The sequence below is a fragment of the Glutamicibacter soli genome (genome assembly GCF_003309065.1).
In the GTDB taxonomy this organism is placed as follows: domain Bacteria; phylum Actinomycetota; class Actinomycetes; order Actinomycetales; family Micrococcaceae; genus Glutamicibacter; species Glutamicibacter soli.
On the sequence record NZ_POAF01000005.1, the window covers coordinates 305,511 to 322,438 of the forward strand.

The 16,928-nt window shown below is 67.3% G+C and carries 13 protein-coding genes; 8 read left to right on the forward strand and 5 right to left on the reverse strand.

What is annotated here, in order from left to right:
* Window positions 1-14: 14 nt before the first annotated feature.
* Complete coding sequence (locus C1H84_RS12250) at window positions 15-1,244, reverse strand: ABC transporter substrate-binding protein (protein WP_113607532.1); 1,230 nt, start codon at window positions 1,242-1,244, stop codon at window positions 15-17.
* Between the two features lie 220 nt (window positions 1,245-1,464).
* Here C1H84_RS12250 and C1H84_RS12255 point away from each other — a divergent pair, with 220 nt between their 5' ends.
* The 4 genes from C1H84_RS12255 to C1H84_RS12270 all read left to right on the forward strand — a co-directional run bounded on the left by C1H84_RS12255 (window position 1,465) and on the right by C1H84_RS12270 (window position 6,489).
* Complete coding sequence (locus tag C1H84_RS12255) at window positions 1,465-1,932, forward strand: Lrp/AsnC family transcriptional regulator (protein ID WP_053799458.1); 468 nt, start codon at window positions 1,465-1,467, stop codon at window positions 1,930-1,932.
* On the forward strand, window positions 1,929-3,308 hold the full coding sequence (locus C1H84_RS12260) for an aspartate aminotransferase family protein (protein WP_113607533.1): 1,380 nt from the start codon (window positions 1,929-1,931) through the stop codon (window positions 3,306-3,308). Before C1H84_RS12255 ends, C1H84_RS12260 begins: the two co-directional genes overlap by 4 nt.
* A gap of 108 nt (window positions 3,309-3,416) precedes the next feature.
* Window positions 3,417-4,469 carry an XRE family transcriptional regulator gene (locus C1H84_RS12265; protein ID WP_047119918.1) on the forward strand — a complete coding sequence of 351 codons (1,053 nt, stop codon included), beginning with the start codon at window positions 3,417-3,419 and terminating at the stop codon, window positions 4,467-4,469.
* A gap of 91 nt (window positions 4,470-4,560) precedes the next feature.
* Window positions 4,561-6,489 (forward strand): acyl-CoA dehydrogenase family protein, encoded by a 1,929-nt coding sequence (locus C1H84_RS12270; protein WP_047119919.1) that lies wholly within the window; start codon window positions 4,561-4,563, stop codon window positions 6,487-6,489.
* Window positions 6,490-6,508: 19 nt separating this feature from the next.
* Here C1H84_RS12270 and C1H84_RS12275 read toward each other — a convergent pair whose 3' ends face one another.
* Window positions 6,509-7,249 (reverse strand): glucose 1-dehydrogenase, encoded by a 741-nt coding sequence (locus tag C1H84_RS12275; RefSeq protein WP_047119920.1) that lies wholly within the window; start codon window positions 7,247-7,249, stop codon window positions 6,509-6,511.
* A gap of 234 nt (window positions 7,250-7,483) precedes the next feature.
* On the opposite strand from C1H84_RS12275, the gene C1H84_RS12280 reads away from it, so the two are divergent.
* Complete coding sequence (locus C1H84_RS12280) at window positions 7,484-8,122, forward strand: TetR/AcrR family transcriptional regulator (RefSeq protein ID WP_052772467.1); 639 nt, start codon at window positions 7,484-7,486, stop codon at window positions 8,120-8,122.
* A gap of 746 nt (window positions 8,123-8,868) precedes the next feature.
* Here C1H84_RS12280 and C1H84_RS12285 read toward each other — a convergent pair.
* Window positions 8,869-10,725 (reverse strand): HNH endonuclease signature motif containing protein, encoded by a 1,857-nt coding sequence (locus C1H84_RS12285; protein ID WP_047119921.1) that lies wholly within the window; start codon window positions 10,723-10,725, stop codon window positions 8,869-8,871.
* A 126-nt stretch (window positions 10,726-10,851) separates the two neighbouring features.
* A complete protein-coding gene (locus C1H84_RS12290) occupies window positions 10,852-12,381 on the reverse strand; it encodes a PucR family transcriptional regulator (RefSeq protein WP_052772468.1) in 1,530 nt (509 codons plus the stop codon).
* Window positions 12,382-12,503: 122 nt separating this feature from the next.
* Here C1H84_RS12290 and C1H84_RS12295 point away from each other — a divergent pair, with 122 nt between their 5' ends.
* From C1H84_RS12295 to C1H84_RS12305, 3 genes are all read left to right on the forward strand, one after another.
* Window positions 12,504-14,006 (forward strand): CoA-acylating methylmalonate-semialdehyde dehydrogenase, encoded by a 1,503-nt coding sequence (locus tag C1H84_RS12295; RefSeq protein ID WP_047119922.1) that lies wholly within the window; start codon window positions 12,504-12,506, stop codon window positions 14,004-14,006.
* A 5-nt stretch (window positions 14,007-14,011) separates the two neighbouring features.
* On the forward strand, window positions 14,012-15,376 hold the full coding sequence (locus C1H84_RS12300; protein ID WP_047119923.1) for an aspartate aminotransferase family protein: 1,365 nt from the start codon (window positions 14,012-14,014) through the stop codon (window positions 15,374-15,376).
* A 148-nt stretch (window positions 15,377-15,524) separates the two neighbouring features.
* Window positions 15,525-15,983: an HtaA domain-containing protein gene (locus C1H84_RS12305; protein ID WP_052772469.1), complete on the forward strand. Its 459-nt coding sequence runs from the start codon at window positions 15,525-15,527 to the stop codon at window positions 15,981-15,983.
* Window positions 15,984-16,041: 58 nt separating this feature from the next.
* On the opposite strand, the gene C1H84_RS12310 is transcribed toward C1H84_RS12305, so the two are convergent.
* Window positions 16,042-16,854, reverse strand: coding sequence for a shikimate 5-dehydrogenase (locus C1H84_RS12310; RefSeq protein ID WP_047119924.1), 813 nt, complete (start codon window positions 16,852-16,854; stop codon window positions 16,042-16,044).
* Between the last annotated feature and the right edge of the window lie 74 nt (window positions 16,855-16,928).

A 16,928-nucleotide genomic window follows, 5' to 3' on the forward strand; every position in this document is an offset into this window, starting at 1 on the left:
CATGCTCCTATGAATCATGCGCCGATGGCACTTTGGAAATCTGCGGCGAAACTCGATTCCTCGTCCGCCTCCAGCGACCGGAAGACGTGGGCCTTGGCCAGATCCTCCTCGGCCGGGAAGATGAGCGGGTTCTTCATCAGCGACGGATCGATCTTCTCCATCGCCTCCTTGGCTCCGGTGACCGGGCAGATGAAGTTCACATAGGCCGCCACCTGGGCGGCGATCTCCGGCTGGAAGTAGTAGTCCATCAGCTTCTCCGCGTTCGCCTTGCGCGGGGAGCCGACGGGAACCATCAGGTTGTCGCTCCACAGCGTGCCGCCGGCCTCGGGGATCACGAATTCCCACTGGTCGTCGTTCTCGAAGTTCATCTGGACCAGATCCCCTGACCATACGATGCCGGCGATGGCGTCTCCTGAGATGAAGTCCTCCTTGTAGGAGTTGCCCTTGACCTGTCGGATCTGGCCGCTGTCGATGTTCGCGCGCAGCACCTCCAGCGCCTTCTGGAACTCGTCCTGGCCCCACTGGCCGGAGATGTCCACGCCGTCTTGCAGCATCAGCAGGCCCATGGTGTCGCGCATTTCGTCGAGCACCGTGATCCGGCCTTTCAGCGCCGGATCCCACAGATCCGAGACGCTCTTCAGTCCCTTGGGGTACTTCGCTTTGTTCCAGGCGATGCCCGCGTAGCCGGACTGCCAGGTCAGCGAGTGCTCGCGGCCCGGATCGAAGTCCACGCCCTGCAGGCTCGGCAGCAGGTTGGAGCTGTTGGGGATGTTCGCCAGATCCAGCGCCTGAGTGTAGCCCTGGCGGATCACGCGCCCGGCCATCCAGTCGGTCAACGTGAAGATGTCCTGGCCGATGTCCTGCCCCGCCTTCAGCTGGGCCTGCACCTTGCCGTAGTAGGTGTCGTTGCCGTCGACGTCCTCGGAGTAGTTCACCGTAATGCCGCTCTGCTTGCTGAAGGCTTCGAGCGTCGGATAGGTCTTGGATTTGTCGTCGTAGTCCAGATAGAGCGTCCAGTTGGCCCAGTTCAGCGTCGGATCCGATGCGGATACGTCGGTCACGGCCGGAGCAGGGCCCGCCGTGGCACCTCCGCCGCCACCGGTGCCGCAGGCGGCAAGCAGCCCGCCTAGGCCCAGTGCGCCGGCGGCGCCGAGCACCGAACGGCGGCTGAGGCTGCGCTGGCTCATGGCGTTGACCAGTGCTCGAATTTGTGGATCCTGCGGCGTCTTGTGCGAGTGCGACATCGGACCATCTCCCCCATTTCTCATCGCTGCATGTGCGATCGATCACACGATTCGTGTTGAGGAACATCCTGTCAGGTCGAGGTGGCGCTGACAAGACTCCGGCAAAAGATTCCACATTAAAATCCTCCCCATAGCGTCGAAAACTTTATTGATAAACCCCTTTCGCAACTGATTCGGTGGCGGTAGTGTCGTGGCTAACGCTGTTGAGACGAGGATGATCATGACACTGCCGCCACCGGCGAGCGCCGGCATCGACGAGATTTCCAAGGAGATCATCGAGCAGCTGCAGGAAGACGGACGCCGCTCCTACGCCGCCATCGGCAAGGCGGTGGGCCTGAGCGAGGCGGCCGTCCGCCAGCGTGTGCAGAAGCTCGCCGACAGCCAGATCATGCAGATCGTGGCCGTCACCAACCCGCTGGAGCTGGGTTTCACCCGGCAGGCGATGATCAGCATCGTCGCCGCATCGGACATCAGCTCCACCGCCGACAGGATCGCCGAACTGCCCGAGGTCGACTACTGCGTGGTCACCGCCGGCAATGCGGACATCCTGGCCGAGGTGATCTGCTCCAGCGACGAAGACCTTCTGCGGGTTATCAGCACCATCCGCGGCATCGAGGGTGTGCTCAGCACCAACACCTTCACCTACCTTTCACTCAAAAAACAGGAATACAACTGGGGAACACGATGAATACTCCACTTGGCACCGACCGCCAGCAAGCCGCCCGCGACCACCTCTGGATGCACATGGCCCGGCACTCCGGCCTGCACAACGGGGGCAAGGTGCCGATCATTTCGCGCGGCGAGGGACACATGATCTACGACGACGCCGGCCGCGGCTACATCGACGGCCTGGCAGGGCTGTTCGTCGTCAACGCGGGCCACGGCCGCGCCGAGCTGGCCGAGGTCATGGCCAAGCAGGCGGAGAAGCTGGCGTTCATGCCGCTATGGTCCTACGCCCACGAGCCGGCCATCGACCTGGCCGAGCGCCTGGCAGGCTACGCCCCGGGCGATTTGAACCGCGTCTTCTTCACCACCGGCGGCGGCGAGGCGGTGGAATCCGCGTTCAAGCTAGCCAAGCAGTACTTCAAGCTCAAGGGCCAGCCGGGCAAGACCAAGGTCATCTCCCGCGCGCTGGCCTACCACGGCACCCCGCAAGGCGCGCTGGCGATCACCTCGCTGCCGGGGATGAAGACCCCGTTCGAGCCGCTGGTTCCCGGCACCTTCCGCGTGCCGAACACCAACTTCTACCGCGCGCCGGAGATGTTCTCCGAGAACGAGAAGGACTTCGGGCTGTGGGCCGCCGAGCGCATCCGCGAGGCCATCGAATTCGAGGGCGCCGACTCGGTCGCCGCGGTCTTCCTGGAGCCGGTGCAGAACTCCGGCGGCTGCTTCCCGCCTCCCCCGGGCTACTTCGACCGGGTGCGCGAGATCTGCGACGAGTACGACGTGCTGCTGGTCTCCGATGAGACCATCTGCGCCTTCGGCCGCATCGGGGACATGTTCGCCTGCAACGACTTCGGCTACACCCCTGACATCATCACCTCCGCCAAGGCGCTGACCAGCGGCTACGTCCCGCTGGGCGTGATGATCGCCTCCGAGAAGCTGTTCGAGCCGTTCACCAAGGGCGACACCACCTTCTACCACGGCTACACCTTCGGCGGTCACCCGGTGGCCGCGGCGGTGGCGATGGCGAACCTCGACATCTTCGAACGCGAGGACCTGAACGGCAACGTGCATCGCAACGCCGACGCCTTCAAGTCCACCTTGGAGAAGCTCAAGGACATCGACATCGTGGGCGACGTGCGCGGCGCCGGCTACTTCTACGGCATCGAGCTGGTGAAGGACAAGTCCACCAAGGAAACCTTCAACGACGAGGAATCCGAGCGGCTGCTGCGCGACTACCTCACCCCGGCGCTGTGGGAGGCAGGCCTGTACTGCCGCGCCGACGACCGCGGCGACCCGGTCATCCAGCTCGCGCCGCCGATCACCATCGGCCAGCCCGAGTTCGACCAGATCGAGTCGATCCTGCGCTCGGTGCTCTCCGAGGCGTCCAGCAAGATCTAGTTTCCACACCCTTCGGGCGCGGCCGGTGTAACCTGGCTGCGCCCGATTGGTGCTTTGTGGCCTGTGACACTACTGTGTGGATTAAGCAGCCATGGAAGCAGGAACGTCATGCTGGAACCGACCCGAATCACGCTCGCCCGCCACGCGGCGGGGTATAGCACCCTGGATCTCGCCCGCCTGGTTCAGGTCGGCGAATCCACCGTCCGCCGCTACGAAACCTGCGGCGCCCCCGAGGCTCTGGCCGGGCAGCTGGCCGGCGCGCTGGGCTGCGCCCCGGGCTACTTCCACCGCCCGCCGGCTGCCGGGATCGATGTCGAACGCATCTTCTTCCGCACCCCGCGGCGCATCAGCCGGGCGCAGAAAACCGCCTGCTCGGCGCTGGGCCGCACCGGGGTCGAACTCTACAACCTGATCACCGCCGACTACACGCTGCCGGACACCGAGGTGCCCGACTACACCGGGTTCGACCCGGAGGCCGCCGCCGCGCAGTTGCGCCTGGACTGGAACCTGGGCTGCGGGCCGGTGCCCGACCTGATCTACGTGCTCGAATCGCGCGGCGTGCGGGTGCTCAGCCTGGCATCCGGGACCAGCTTCAGCTTCTGGGAAGAGGGGCAGGCGTTCATCTTCCTGGCCGCCGGGGACCGCGCCGAACAGCGCCACCAGCTGGCGCACGAGCTGGGCCACCTGCTGCTGCACAGCGCGCTGGGAGCCGACGGGCATGCGGCGGCCGAAGCCGAGGCGGAGCAGTTCGCCGCGCGCCTGCTGCTGCCGGCGCTATCGCTGCAGGCGCGCATGGGCGACACCCTGCAACTGCCGCAGCTGCTTGACCTGCAGGAGCTGTTCGGCGTCCCGGCCCGGATCATCCTGTCCCACGCCCGCGAATGCGGCATGCTCGGCGACGCCAGCTACAGCTGGCTGGTGCAGGAACTGGCGCTGGAACCGGCGCCGCGCCGCGCCCCGCTGGCCTCGCGGGTGTTCTCCCTGGTGTTCCCGTCGCTGCGCGGCGAAGACCGGCTGGATACCGCGCGGATCGCCGACACCCTGGGGGTGCCTGCCCGCACCCTGCACGAGCTGACCTTCGGACACGCCTTCATGGTGCTGCCGGGGCTGCGGGACGCCGCGCCGCGGGGCATGCCCGGTCACCTGCGCGCGCTGTCCTAGCGCGGGCGCCACCCTAGCGGTGCATGCCTGCCCGGACTAGGCTGGGCATTCCAGGCGGTGGCCTGCCGCCCGGTCTCGAAAGGGTACTGCCATGGACATCAACGCCGCCAAGGCCCGCGAACTGGCCGAAGAATCCCGCGAACAGGGCTGGCAGCGGCCGAGCTTCGCCAAGGGCATCTACATGGGCGAGGTCGACTTCTCGCTCATCGAACCGCTGCCCGCCCCCGATCCGGAAGCCGCCGCCCGCGGCGCGGCCTTCATCGCCGAGCTGGAGACGGTGCTGGACGGGTTCGACCCCGGGCGCATCGAGGCGGATTCCCGGGTGCCCGACGAATACATCGCTCAGCTGCGCGAGGTGGGCGCGTTCGGCATGAAGATCCCCACCGAGTACGGCGGGCTGGGGCTGAGCCTGCTGGACTACGGCCGCGCACTGATGCGGGTGGGCTCGGTCAGCCCCGCGGTCGGCGCCCTGCTCTCCGCCCACCAGTCCATCGGCGTGCCCGAGCCAGTCAAGTCCTTCGGCACCGAGGCGCAGAAGCGCGAGTACCTGCCGCGCTGCGCCGCCGGGGCGATCAGCGCCTTCCTGCTCACCGAGAACGACGTGGGCTCGGACCCCGCGCGGCTGGGCACGCGTGCGACGCTGAGCGAGGACGGCGCCTACTACACCCTGGAGGGCGCGAAGCTGTGGACCACCAACGGGGTGGTCGCCGAGCTGCTGGTGGTGATGGCCGCCGTCGAACCCCACGAGGCCTGCGGCGAGGTCCCGGCCGGCAAGGGCGGGATCACCGCGTTCATCGTGGAGGCCGACGCGCCGGGCATCACCGTGGAGAACCGCAACGCGTTCATGGGCCTGCGCGGGATCGAGAACGGCGTGACCCGCTTCGCGCAGGTGCGCGTGCCGGCCGCCAACCGGCTCTCGCGCGAGGGCACTGGCCTGAAAATCGCGCTGAGCACCCTGAACACCGGGCGCCTGTCCATCCCCGCGATGTGCGCCGGCGCCGGCAAGTGGGCGACGAAGATCGCGCGCGAATGGTCCGCCGCCCGCGTGCAGTGGGGCCACCCGATCGGCGAGCACCAGGCCGTCTCCTCCAAACTCGCCTACATCGCCGCCAGCACCTACGCGCTGGAGGCGGTGTTCGAGGTCAGCGCGCTGCTGGCGGACGCGGGCATGAAGGACGTGCGCATCGAGGCGGCGCTGGCCAAGCTGTACTCCTCCGAGGTCTCCTGCCGGATCGCCGACGAGCTCGTGCAGATCCGCGGCGGGCGCGGCTACGAGACCGCCGCCTCCCAGGCCGCCCGCGGCGAGCGCGCGGTCCCGGTCGAGCAGCTGCTGCGCGATCTGCGCATCAACCGCATCTTCGAGGGCTCCACCGAGATCATGCACCTGCTCATCGCCCGCGAAGCCGTCGACGCGCACCTGCAGGCCGCCGGCGCGCTGGCGGTGGCCGACTCCACGCTGGCGGAAAAGGCCGCCGCGGCGCGCGAGGCCTCCGGATTCTACGCCCGCTGGCTGCCCAAGCTCGTCGCCGGCGCCGGCAGCCTGCCCGGCACCTACTCGGAGCACGGCCCGCTGGCCAAGCATCTGCGCTACATCGAGCGCACCAGCCGCAAGCTGGCCCGGCAGACCTTCGCCGGCATGGCGCGCTGGCAGGCAGGGCTGGAGAAGCAGCAGGTGTTCCTGGGGCACATCGTGGACATCGGAGCCGAGCTGTTCGCCATGGCAGCGGTAATCGCCAAGACCTCAGCTCTGCTGGATTCCACCGCCCCCGAGCGCTTCTCCGCCGAGACCCTGGCGCAGGCGTTCTGCGAACAGGCCACCCGGCGCTGCGAGGACCATTTCGAGCACCTGTGGGACGGCACCTCGCACGACGACAAGGTCGCCGAGGACCTGCTCGACGGGGCCTACCTCTGGCTTGAGGAGGGTGTGCGCGACGTGTCCGAGGGCACCGGCCCATGGATTGCGCCGTGGTCCGAGTCCGGGCGCGCGGACGTCCGCCGTCTCTACGGAACGGCGGACTAGCTGCCACGCCCCTGGCCGGCTAGTACCTGGTCCCGGCGGAGATGCCTCCGTCGACCGCGTACTCTCCGCCGGTGCAGAAGCTCGATTCGTCGCTGGCCAAAAAGAGGATCAGGCCGCTGACCTCTTCCGGCCGGGCGAAGCGCTCAAGCGAGTTGCCGGCCAGGTCCTCCTCGGTGAGCGGGCGCAGCGCCTGGGTCAGCGCCGTCGCGACCGCGCCGGGGTGCACCGAGTTGACCCGGATACCGAAGTCGGCCAGTTCCAGCGCCGCGGACTTAGTCAGCCCGCGCAGGCCCCACTTCGACGCGCAGTAGGCGTGCCGGTTCGGGTAGCCTTCCAGTCCGGCGGTGGATGACACGTTCACGATCGAGGAAGCTCCTGACTTCTTCAGCTCGCGCACCGCCGCGCGCATGCCCAGGAAGGCGCCGGTCAGGTTGATGTCCATGACCCGGTTCCAGCTTTCCAGCGTGGTGTCTTCCAGCGGCGCGTCGTCGTGGATACCGGCGTTGTTCACCAGCACGTCCAGCCCGCCGAATTCCGCCACGGCTTGCGCCACCGCGGCCTCCCAGTCCCCGGCGTCCGCCACGTTCAGGTGCGCGTAGCTGGCGCGGTCTCCGAGCTCGGCCGCCAGCGCACGTCCTGCTTCGTCGTTGATGTCAGCGAGCAGCACGGTGGCGCCTTCCGCGATGAAGGCGCGTGCGTGCGCGGCACCCATCCCCGAAGCCGCTCCGGTAATCAGTGCGCGTTTTCCTGCAAGTCTCATGCGTTGCTTCTTTCCGTGTGGAGTTGCCGTCGTTCCGGAGGGAAGGCCCGGCGCCCGTCCGGTCCTTGGCGGCACCGGAAAACCCTGCAGCGGGAAGGACGCCCGCCGTCTCCCGGTTCCGCACGTCCGGGCACGGGGTGTGTTCCACCAAACCATCCACCTGAGACACGGTCAATCCACCCGGCGCGGCGTCGAGTGACTAGACGAAAACCGGAATTTGTCTAGCATGGGGTCATGTCACCGTACCGAAATGCCGTTGCGACTCCGTCCCTGCGCGCACGCCAGAAGGCAGCGACCCGTGAGCTGATCATCGACGCGGCAGTGGTGGTTTTCGCTGCCAGGGGCTATGAGAACAGCCGGATCGACGAGGTGGCTTCCTGCGCCGGAACAAGCCGGGCGACTTTCTACCTGCACTTCCGCCGCAAGAGCGATCTGCTTTTCGAGCTGAGACACCGAGCGGAACAAGATTTCGAACCTGACTACCGGAAACTTGTTTCGCTGCTGCGCGATCCCCGGGTTGAAGAAATCCAGCAGTGGCTGCTCCGGGGATTGTCCCGCTGGTCCGAAGCAGCGGTACTGATGCGCCCGGTCTTCGACGCCGCAGACCAGGACCGGATGCTGGCCAAACAGCTGCTGCCGGAGACTCTTCCCGGCTCGAAGCCGCTGGCCCGGGCCCTGGTCGATGCCGAGGTGTGCCCCGATGAATCGACCGCCGACGCCATGGCCATGGTTTTCATGGCACCGCTGTTCATTGCTTTCCGGCGACGGGCGTTCGGCACGCCGGTCAATGAGGAACGGCTGGCGGTTCTCACCGCGCAAAGCTGGACCGCCATGGCCGTGGAACATCTTCGGCCGGGCTCGGCGAACCACTAACGAATGCCTTGGCCACAGCCTGGGACGCGGTCACCCCGTAGTTCTAACCAGCCGCCATCTGATCGGAATAGTAAACTTTTCAGAAAAACAAGATAGTGGGTCGGTGTCCGTTTGTGCGAGCTACCGGCGGGAATAGGCAGGTTAGCGGTTCTCCGCTCGCGCGACTTTCCTTGATCGTCATTGCTTCGCTGGATGATTCGGTTCTCGCCAGAGTTGTCACGTTCTCCCGGGGGCGCCTCGGATCACTGCCATCGTCCCGTCTTCAGGAGCATATGCCCGTGTCCGGCAATCGAACGATCTATTCGGGATGCCCGCTCCGTAGCAAGGTTTGCACTGACTGAGAGCGTCTTGCGGCCGACTAGCACCGCACTCACCGAATCGGCAGCTTCTACCGCTTCGGGCTTCCAGACGGCGTTTGGGGTCGCACCGTCGATGGTATCCACACCCACTGCCATGCGGGCTGTTGTGCCCTTCGAAGCCGGTCAAGCTTTGCGCCTTCGACTTTGCTCGGCCGGGGCGGTAGCTGGGCGCGATGTGTTCGTGCACCGATTCACTGCCGCGACGTCGGACCAATTTACGCCCGGACGACGTGCACGGGCATTCCCCCGAATGGCTGGACGGGTTCGAGGGCACCGGCATGACCACGAGCGCCGGGTCCCTTCTGAAAAGTTGATCCGGGATTTTCCGAGTCCGGCCGTGCAACCCCGGTTCCGTTGCGGGGCCAACGTCAGCGATCCTTTCAGGACCTACGGGTCAGCGATGCTGGCGTCCAGTCTGCCCGCCCGCCACAGCACCGTGGCCTGCCGCGCCCACTCGGCCAACCGCAGGGCTTCAGAGGGCGAGAAGAAGTAGGTGTTGAACTGCAGGCGCTGCTCTGGGTCCAGCTCCCTGGGCAGCAGCACCATGGGACGCGAGCCCTTGACCTTCACCGCGTGGAACAGCCCGCAATGCCGGGCGATATGGTGGATTTCGCAATACAGGTCGCTGGTCTCGATGTCGGTGCGGCCGCCGAGCTCCCACTTGTCCAGATGGTCCAGCTCGCAGCGGTGCGCCGGCATGCTGCACCCCGGATAGGCGCAGCCGCGGTAGGCGGCGCGGATCGCCCGGGCCTGGGATTTGGAAAACAGCCTTTGGGTGCGCCCGAGATCCAGGATGCGGCTCTTGCCGTTGAGCACCACCGGGTACAGCCCGGCGTTGCACACCATGGCGCGTGCCTGGCCCGCCGGAATCGGGATGCCTGAGGTGCTGACCGCGAAGTCCCGGCCGGTTTCGAGCATCTTGTCGTAGTCCAGCAGCACACCGATCTGCGGGGTGATCACCGCGTGGCCGTCGGCCGCCAGGGCGCCCGGTCCGTTGGCCTGCAGCACCGCCATCAGACCCAGCAGATGCCGCAATTCAGGGCGCAGATCCTCGAAGGGACCGGGAACCGCCGCGTCATTCGCAGCCGTTCGCGCCGTGCCGCCAACTGCGCCGGGCGGGGTTCCGGAAGGTGCCTCGGCGTCCGTGCCGGGTTCGCGGTCTGCTTCCCGGCGGTTTCCGCACTCGTTGTCGTCATCCTCGGGGCAGATATCCGCATCGAAGCCGCTGGGGCAGTCGTCGTCGGGCGTTTCGTCTCCGGTGCCGTCGGTGAAGTGGTCGCCGGCGGAGTGGTCGCCGGTGGGGTCGTCGTCAGCGGAGTCGTCGGCTGCGGAGCCGGCCTTGGCCCAGTCCGGCATGGTGGACTCGTCGTCCCAGCCGGGGGCGGAGTCGTCGTCGGTGAGCGCGGCGGCCTGCTCGGCGAGCGCGTCGCGGTTGCCGGCCATGGTTTTAGGGTTGTCGACGGCGCGGAAGATGGCGTGCATGGTTTCGCCCTGCGAGGGCAGCAGCTTGACCAGGAAGCGCTCCAGCCCGTTGCGGATGCCCAGCGGGTAGACACCGATCTGCGAGAGCAGGGCCTCGGGCGGGCGCCGCTCCCCCACCGCCTGGGCGACCAGCGCGGAGATGTGCTTGCGCGCGGTGGCCGGCTGGCTGCGGATGAGTTCCAGCGAGAGCTCCTGGAGTTCGGCCCGGGTCTGCTCCGCCTCGGGCCCGGTCCCCAGGTCCTTGTCCGCGGCCCTGATCTTGCGGGCAGCGGAGATGACCAGGCGTGGGTCGGTGTCCGGATCGTCGAAAGCTGCGGCCAGCACCGGCAGCGCGGGGCCGGCCGGCTCGCCGGCGTCGGTGACCTGTGCGATCAGGCTGTCGGCGGCGGCCAGGCGGTCGCGGGCGGTGGAGACCGGCACGTTCAGCCAGCCGGCCAGCAGGTCCAGCGCCTTCTTGAAGTGGGTGCGTGCGACGGTGGTGCGGCCGGCGGCGGCCTCGACGTCCTGGGGCGTGGGCTCCAGGCCCCCGTCGGCGATGGCCTGCAGCGAGTCCGTGTCGAGCTTGTGGGCGCCGGTGCGGCGCACGGCTTCCGCGGCGCGCAGCTGGGCGCGGCTGAGCTGCTGCGCGAGGTGCTCGATGAGCAGCGCCGCATAGGCGGCGTGCCCAGCGGGGACGTCGGGGTCGGACAGGGCGCTCACCGCCGATCCGAGCAGCCTGTCCGCCTGGGACAGGTTCATCAGTGCTTCGCTGCTGGTGCTCATGGATCCAGCGTGCCCGGGCGGCGGCAGGCTCGGGGCGACAGTACTGCACGGTGGGGATAAACCGGTGCACGGTGATTTCCGGCGTGCCTCGCCCTGTAACAGGCGTGCGGGCTTGGACACGTACGCTTAGCCGTGCATGCGGTACCAGAGCAGCGCCACCTGCAAGCTGGCGCGGGACTCGGCGGATTCCAGCGAGACCCCGAGCTTGTCCTCCAGCTTGGCCAGCCGGGCGTAGAGCGTGGGGCGCGAGAAATAGCCGGCCTTGGCCAGGGCGGACTTGTTGCCGCCGTGGGCCAGGTAGAGCTCCAGCAGCTGCAGCCCGTCCTCGTCGAGCGGGGAAAGCAGGCCGTCCAGCTCGGTGTGCGCGAAGGCGCGCAGCCTGGCATCGGCGCCCATCGCGGAGAGCACCCCGCGCAGGCGCAGGTCGGCGAAGCGGTAGTAGGGCTGGGCGCGGGTGGGCAGGTGCGGGACGATGTGCGCGACGTGGGCGGCCTCGTCCAGCCGGGCCAGGCAGGCGGCCAGCGGTCCCTCCGCGGCGACGCCGATCGCCACCGGCTCGGCCAGCTGCTCGGCCAGCCGGCGGGTGAAGCCCTGCAACGCGGAGTCCACCAGCTCGCGGGCGCGCACCGGCAGGATGACCGCCAGGTAGCCGGGTTTCAGCGACCCGGCGAGCACCCCCAGGTGCAGGGTGTCGGCCAGCTGCTCGATGACTTCCAGCGCGGCGCGCTCGGCCAGCTGGGTCTCCGTGGGGGTGCGCTCCCCGGCAGCCAGCGAGAGCACCAGCGGAACGTAGTAGGGCGCGGCGTCCAAGCCCAGGGACTGGGCGCGCACCGCGATCTCCTTGTCGCCGTAGCCGTGCGCGGCCTGCAGCTCGTGCAGCATCGAGGTTCGCGCCTGGTAGAGCAGTTCGCGGTCGTCGCGCCCGGAAAGCCGGGCGATGGTCAGCGCCTGGCCGGCGCGCTCCAGCACCAGCGCGGCGTTGGCATCGTCCTCCAGCGCGGCCGGGACGATGAGCCGGCCCCAGCGGCGGCGGGCCGCCCCCACCGGGGTTTGCAGCCAGTTCTCGGCGCCCGCCGAGCGCCCGGTGTGCTCCAGGTAGCCGACGAAGCGGGAGCGGGAAATCCAGTCGTCGAGATCCGCGTTCGCGTGGGCGAGGACCAGGTGGCGCACGTCCTCGAGCACCACCGGAGCGTCAAGCAGCTCGGCGGTGCGCTCGACGATGGCCTGCTCGTCGGCCTCTGAGAGCGAGAGTTCGGTGTAGATCTCGTGCACGCTGCGCGAGAACTGCAGGTCTGCCAGCTGCTGGGCGACCAGCTTCTGGTGGATGACCTCGGTGATGGCCACGAAACGGACCTTGCGGCGCAGCCTGATGACGGGGAACCCGAGCCCTGCCACCTGCAGTTCCGCTTCGCCCGGTGCCTCGATGATCACGCCCGCCGCGCCGGCGTCGCGCAGTTGTTCCAAAAAGCCGCGAACGTCGGTCACGTTGCGCAGCGTGGTGAGCACCAGCTCGCGGCCGAAGAGCAGGTCAACGTTGGATTCCGACTCGGTGACGTGCACCCAGCGCAGCTCCGCGTCCAGCCCGTCGGCGCACAGCAGCTGCGGATCGGCCTCCTGCACCACCGGCAGGGCCAGCACGTCGTTGACAGTCAGCATCCTCGCACCTTTACACATCGTCGCAGCGTCACGATAAATCATTACATACTGCCTGTGTCGCAGGCCATGTTCGTGCCCGATGATGAATTCAGGAATCCATTCGAGGACAACAAGGAGCCACGATGAACACGACGCTGACATCAACCCTGCAGCACTGGATCGACAACGCCAACTACGTTGCAGACGACCGCACCGGCAAGGTCTACAACCCTGCCACCGGCGAGGTCGCCCGCGAGGTGGCACTGGCCTCCAAGGCAACCACCGAGGCAGCGATCGCCTCCGCGCACGCAGCCTTCCCGGGCTGGCGCGACACCTCCCTGGCACGGCGCACCGCCATCATGTTCCGCTACCGCGAGCTGCTCACCGAGCGCAAGGGCGAGCTGGCGGCGATCATCACCGCCGAGCACGGCAAGGTGCTCGACGACGCGCTGGGCGAGGTCGCCCGCGGCCTGGAGGTCGTGGAGCTCGCCTGCAACGCGCCGTACCTGCTCAAGGGCGAGTACTCGGAGAACGCCTCGACCGGCGTCGACGTGCAGTCCATGCGCCAGCCGCTGGGCGTCTCGGCCATCATCTCCCCGTTCAACTTCCCAGCCATGGTGCCGCTGTGGTTCTTCCCGGTGGCCATCGCCTCGGGCAACACCGTGGTGCTCAAGCCTTCGGAGAAGGACCCGTCGGCCGCCAACTGGATGGCCGAGCTGTTCGCCGAGGCAGGCCTGCCTGCCGGCGTGCTGAACGTCGTGCACGGCGACAAGGAGTCGGTCGACACCCTGCTGAACGACGAGCGCATTTCCTCGGTCTCCTTCGTGGGCTCGACCCCGATCGCCCAGTACGTCTACTCCACCGGCACTGCCAACGGCAAGCGCGTGCAGGCCTTCGGCGGAGCGAAGAACCACATGCTGGTGCTTCCCGACGCAGACCTTGACCTGGCAGCCGACATGGCGGTGAACGCCGGCTTCGGCGCCGCCGGCGAGCGCTGCATGGCGATCTCCGTGGTCGTTGCGCTGGAGGGCATCGCCGATCAGCTGGTCGCCAAGATCGCCGAGCGCGCCAAGACCCTGCGCGTGGGCGATGGCACCCGCGGCTGCGACATGGGCCCGCTGATCACCGGCGAGCACCGCGACAAGGTCGCAGGCTACATCGACGCCGGCATCGCCGCCGGGGCCACCCTGGCCCTGGACGGCCGCACCGGTACGGTGGACGCCGACGGCGAAGGCTTCTTCCTGCACCCGACCATGTTCGACAACGTCACCACCGACATGAGCATCTACACCGACGAGATCTTCGGCCCGGTTCTGTCCGTGGTCCGCGTGGAGTCATTCGACGAGGGCGTCGAGCTGATCAACTCCTCGAAGTACGGCAACGGCACCGCGATCTTCACCAACGACGGCGGCGCCGCCCGCCGCTTCGAGAACCGCATCCAGGTGGGCATGGTCGGCGTCAACGTGCCGATCCCGGTACCGGTGGGCTACCACTCCTTCGGCGGCTGGAAGGCCTCGCTGTTCGGCGACCAGCACGCCTACGGCCCGGAGGGCTTCAAGTTCTTCACCCGCAACAAGGTTGTCACCAAGCGCTGGCTGGACCCGAGCCACGGCGGCATCAACCTCGGCTTCCCACAGAACGACTAGGACCAATGACTACCGAAATCAGCGACATCACCAGCGAGCAGATCGCAGCCGGCCAGCGTGCCCACGAACTTGACCGCGAGCACGTTTTCCACTCCTGGCAGGCGCAGGGCCCGTTCAACCCGATGACGATCCTGAAGACCGAGGGTTCGTACGTGTGGGACGGCGAGGGCAACAAGCTCATCGACCTCTCCAGCCAGCTGGTGAACACGAACGTCGGCCACCAGCACCCGAAGGTCGTCGCGGCGATCATCGAGCAGGCGGGCAAGATCGCCACGATCGCCCCGCAGCACGTGAACGACGCTCGCTCCGAGGCGGCGCGGCTGATCGCCTCGCACACCCCGGGCGACCTGGACAAGATCTTCTTCACCAACGGCGGCGCCGACGCCAACGAGCACGCCATCCGCATGGCCCGCGTGCACACCGGCAAGCACAAGGTGCTCTCCGCGTACCGCAGCTACCACGGCGGCACCCACCTGGCGGTGAACGTCACCGGCGATCCGCGCCGCGTGGCCTCGGACAACGCCTCCGACGGCGTCGTGCATTTCTTCCCCGCCTACCCGTACCGCTCCTACTTCAACTCCACCACGGAGGCCGAAGAGACCCAGCGCGCGCTGAAGCACCTGGAAGACACGATCATCCTCGAGGGTGCATCGAACATCGCCGCCTTGGTCCTGGAGTCGATCCCGGGCAGCGCAGGCATCTACGTGCCGCCGGCAGGCTACATGGAAGGCGTGCGCGAGCTGACCCGCAAGTACGGCATCGTGTTCATCGCCGATGAGGTCATGGCGGGCTTCGGCCGTTCGGGCGAATGGTTCGCGGTGAACCACTGGAACGTTGTTCCGGATCTGATGACCTTTGCCAAGGGCGTGAACTCCGGCTACGTGCCGCTGGGCGGCGTGGCGATCTCCCCGCAGATCTTCGAGACCTTCCGCGAGCGCGTCTACCCGGGCGGGCTGACCTACTCGGGCCACCCGCTGGCTTGCGCGGCAGCGGTTGCCACCATCGAAGCGATGGAGGAAGAGGACCTGGTTGCCAATGCCAAGCGCTTGGGCGATGAGATCATCGGCCCGCGCCTGGCGCAGTTCAAGGCCGACCACCCGTCGGTGGGCGACGTGCGCGGAACCGGCGTGTTCTGGGCGATCGAACTGGTCACCAACCGCGAAACCCGCGAACCGCTGGCCGCCTACGGCGGCAGCTCGCCGGAAATGAACCAGGTCATCGCCGCGGCCCGCGCCGCAGGCCTGCTGCCGTTCGCGAACTTCAACCGCCTGCACGTGGTGCCGGCGCTGAACATCCCGGACGACGTGCTCATCGAGGCGCTGGACAAGCTGGAACAGGCGCTCGTCGTCGCCGACGGCTTCGTCAAGTAGCCGACCCCGCACAGCTGGCAGGAATCCCCCTGCCAGCTGTGCTTTTTAATATTCGGTATTAACAATTCGCTGGCAGATGAATGGGCCGCAGGCTCCCGCTGGTGCTGTGAAATACTGGGGTCAACCGCAAATCTTTATGGAGGAACTCATGGCAGGCGACGCTTTCCAGCCGCATCTTCAGTGGGGTGTCAAGGCCTCGTTCGTTGGATACATTGCATCGCTGGCTGACGGCCGCATCGAGGCCTCGAATGGCGTGTGGCAGGTCGGCAACGCGCTGGCCTTCCCCGTGCACCCGGCGGTGGACGTTCCCGACAACGAGATCTGGTTCAACGGGCGCGTGTCTTTCTCGGGCCACGGCGGGATGATGAAGCTCGAGCTGAACGAACCGCGCATCGAGAACCAGGGCGAGTCGATCTTCCTGACCATCGACACCCCCGAGGGCCGCACTGCCATCGCGGAACTGACCGAGACCGGAGTTTCGCACGCCATGGGCATGACCCGAACCCGGTTCTCGGCCGTGGTGACTGAAGACGGCTCCAAGATGTTCAACGGGCAGTACCCTGCCGGGCAGGCGATGGAAGAAGTCGAAGTCACCCTGCGCGGCTAGAAAACGCCTATTACAGGGAAACCCTGCACCGCACGCGCGGTGCAGGGTTTTTCAGTTCCTACTGTCGGGAGAACTCGGAGGCGCGGATGACCTGATCCTCGCTGAGCCCATGTCCCGTGTACTTCTCGAACTGCGCGGCGGCCTGCAGGGCAATCACCTCGGCCCCGGTGATGACCTGCTTTCCGTGCTCCCGTGCGGCGGCGACCAGCGGGGTCTCGCTGGGGAACGCGACCACGTCGAACACCGTTTCCGCCGCGGCGATCTGCGCATCGCTGAATGACTGGATAGCGGCCTGTTCTCCGTCCATGCCCAGCGGCGTGACGTTGACCAGCACCTGGTGGCCCGGTTCCGGATCGGCATCGATGAATGCGTAGCCGTACTTCTGCGCCAGCGCCCCTCCCGCGGCGATGTTGCGCGCGAGCACCGTGAGGTTCTCGAAGCCGGCATCGCGGAATGCCGCGACCACCGCCTTGGCCATGCCCCCGGAACCGCGGACCAGCACGTTCGCCGACGGGTCCAGCTCGTGGCGCCCGATCAGCGTGGCGATCGCCTCGAAGTCGGTGTTGGAGGCGCTGAGGTGGCCGTCGGTGTTCACGATGGTATTCACCGAGTCGATGGCCGCCGCCGAAGGCTCGATGGTGTCCACCAGCGCCATGACGTCCTCCTTGAAAGGCATGGACACCGAGCAGCCGCGGATGCCCAGGGCGCGGACGCCGGCAATCGCACCGGCCAAGTCGTCGGTGGAGAACGCCTTGTAGATGAAGTTCAGCCCCAGTTCCTCGTACAGGTAGTTGTGGAAGCGGGTGCCGATATTCGACGGCCGGCCGGACAGCGAGATGCACAGGGTCATGTCTTTATTCAGGATGGGCATGCAGAGCTCTTCCGGAGTCGGGGGGACGAGGTCTTCACCTAATATACGGCGGCTGCAAGCGACCCCGGGGCATT

What these genes read in the sequence shown, in the direction of transcription:
- C1H84_RS12250 (WP_113607532.1), bottom strand. Translation starts at nt 1,244, where the DNA reads ATGTCGCACTCGCACAAGACGCCGCAGGATCCACAAATTCGAGCACTG.
- C1H84_RS12255 (WP_053799458.1), top strand. Translation starts at nt 1,465, where the DNA reads ATGACACTGCCGCCACCGGCGAGCGCCGGCATCGACGAGATTTCCAAG.
- C1H84_RS12260 (WP_113607533.1), top strand. Translation starts at nt 1,929, where the DNA reads ATGAATACTCCACTTGGCACCGACCGCCAGCAAGCCGCCCGCGACCAC.
- C1H84_RS12265 (WP_047119918.1), top strand. Translation starts at nt 3,417, where the DNA reads ATGCTGGAACCGACCCGAATCACGCTCGCCCGCCACGCGGCGGGGTAT.
- C1H84_RS12270 (WP_047119919.1), top strand. Translation starts at nt 4,561, where the DNA reads ATGGACATCAACGCCGCCAAGGCCCGCGAACTGGCCGAAGAATCCCGC.
- C1H84_RS12275 (WP_047119920.1), bottom strand. Translation starts at nt 7,249, where the DNA reads ATGAGACTTGCAGGAAAACGCGCACTGATTACCGGAGCGGCTTCGGGG.
- C1H84_RS12280 (WP_052772467.1), top strand. Translation starts at nt 7,484, where the DNA reads ATGTCACCGTACCGAAATGCCGTTGCGACTCCGTCCCTGCGCGCACGC.
- C1H84_RS12285 (WP_047119921.1), bottom strand. Translation starts at nt 10,725, where the DNA reads ATGAGCACCAGCAGCGAAGCACTGATGAACCTGTCCCAGGCGGACAGG.
- C1H84_RS12290 (WP_052772468.1), bottom strand. Translation starts at nt 12,381, where the DNA reads ATGCTGACTGTCAACGACGTGCTGGCCCTGCCGGTGGTGCAGGAGGCC.
- C1H84_RS12295 (WP_047119922.1), top strand. Translation starts at nt 12,504, where the DNA reads ATGAACACGACGCTGACATCAACCCTGCAGCACTGGATCGACAACGCC.
- C1H84_RS12300 (WP_047119923.1), top strand. Translation starts at nt 14,012, where the DNA reads ATGACTACCGAAATCAGCGACATCACCAGCGAGCAGATCGCAGCCGGC.
- C1H84_RS12305 (WP_052772469.1), top strand. Translation starts at nt 15,525, where the DNA reads ATGGCAGGCGACGCTTTCCAGCCGCATCTTCAGTGGGGTGTCAAGGCC.
- C1H84_RS12310 (WP_047119924.1), bottom strand. Translation starts at nt 16,854, where the DNA reads ATGCCCATCCTGAATAAAGACATGACCCTGTGCATCTCGCTGTCCGGC.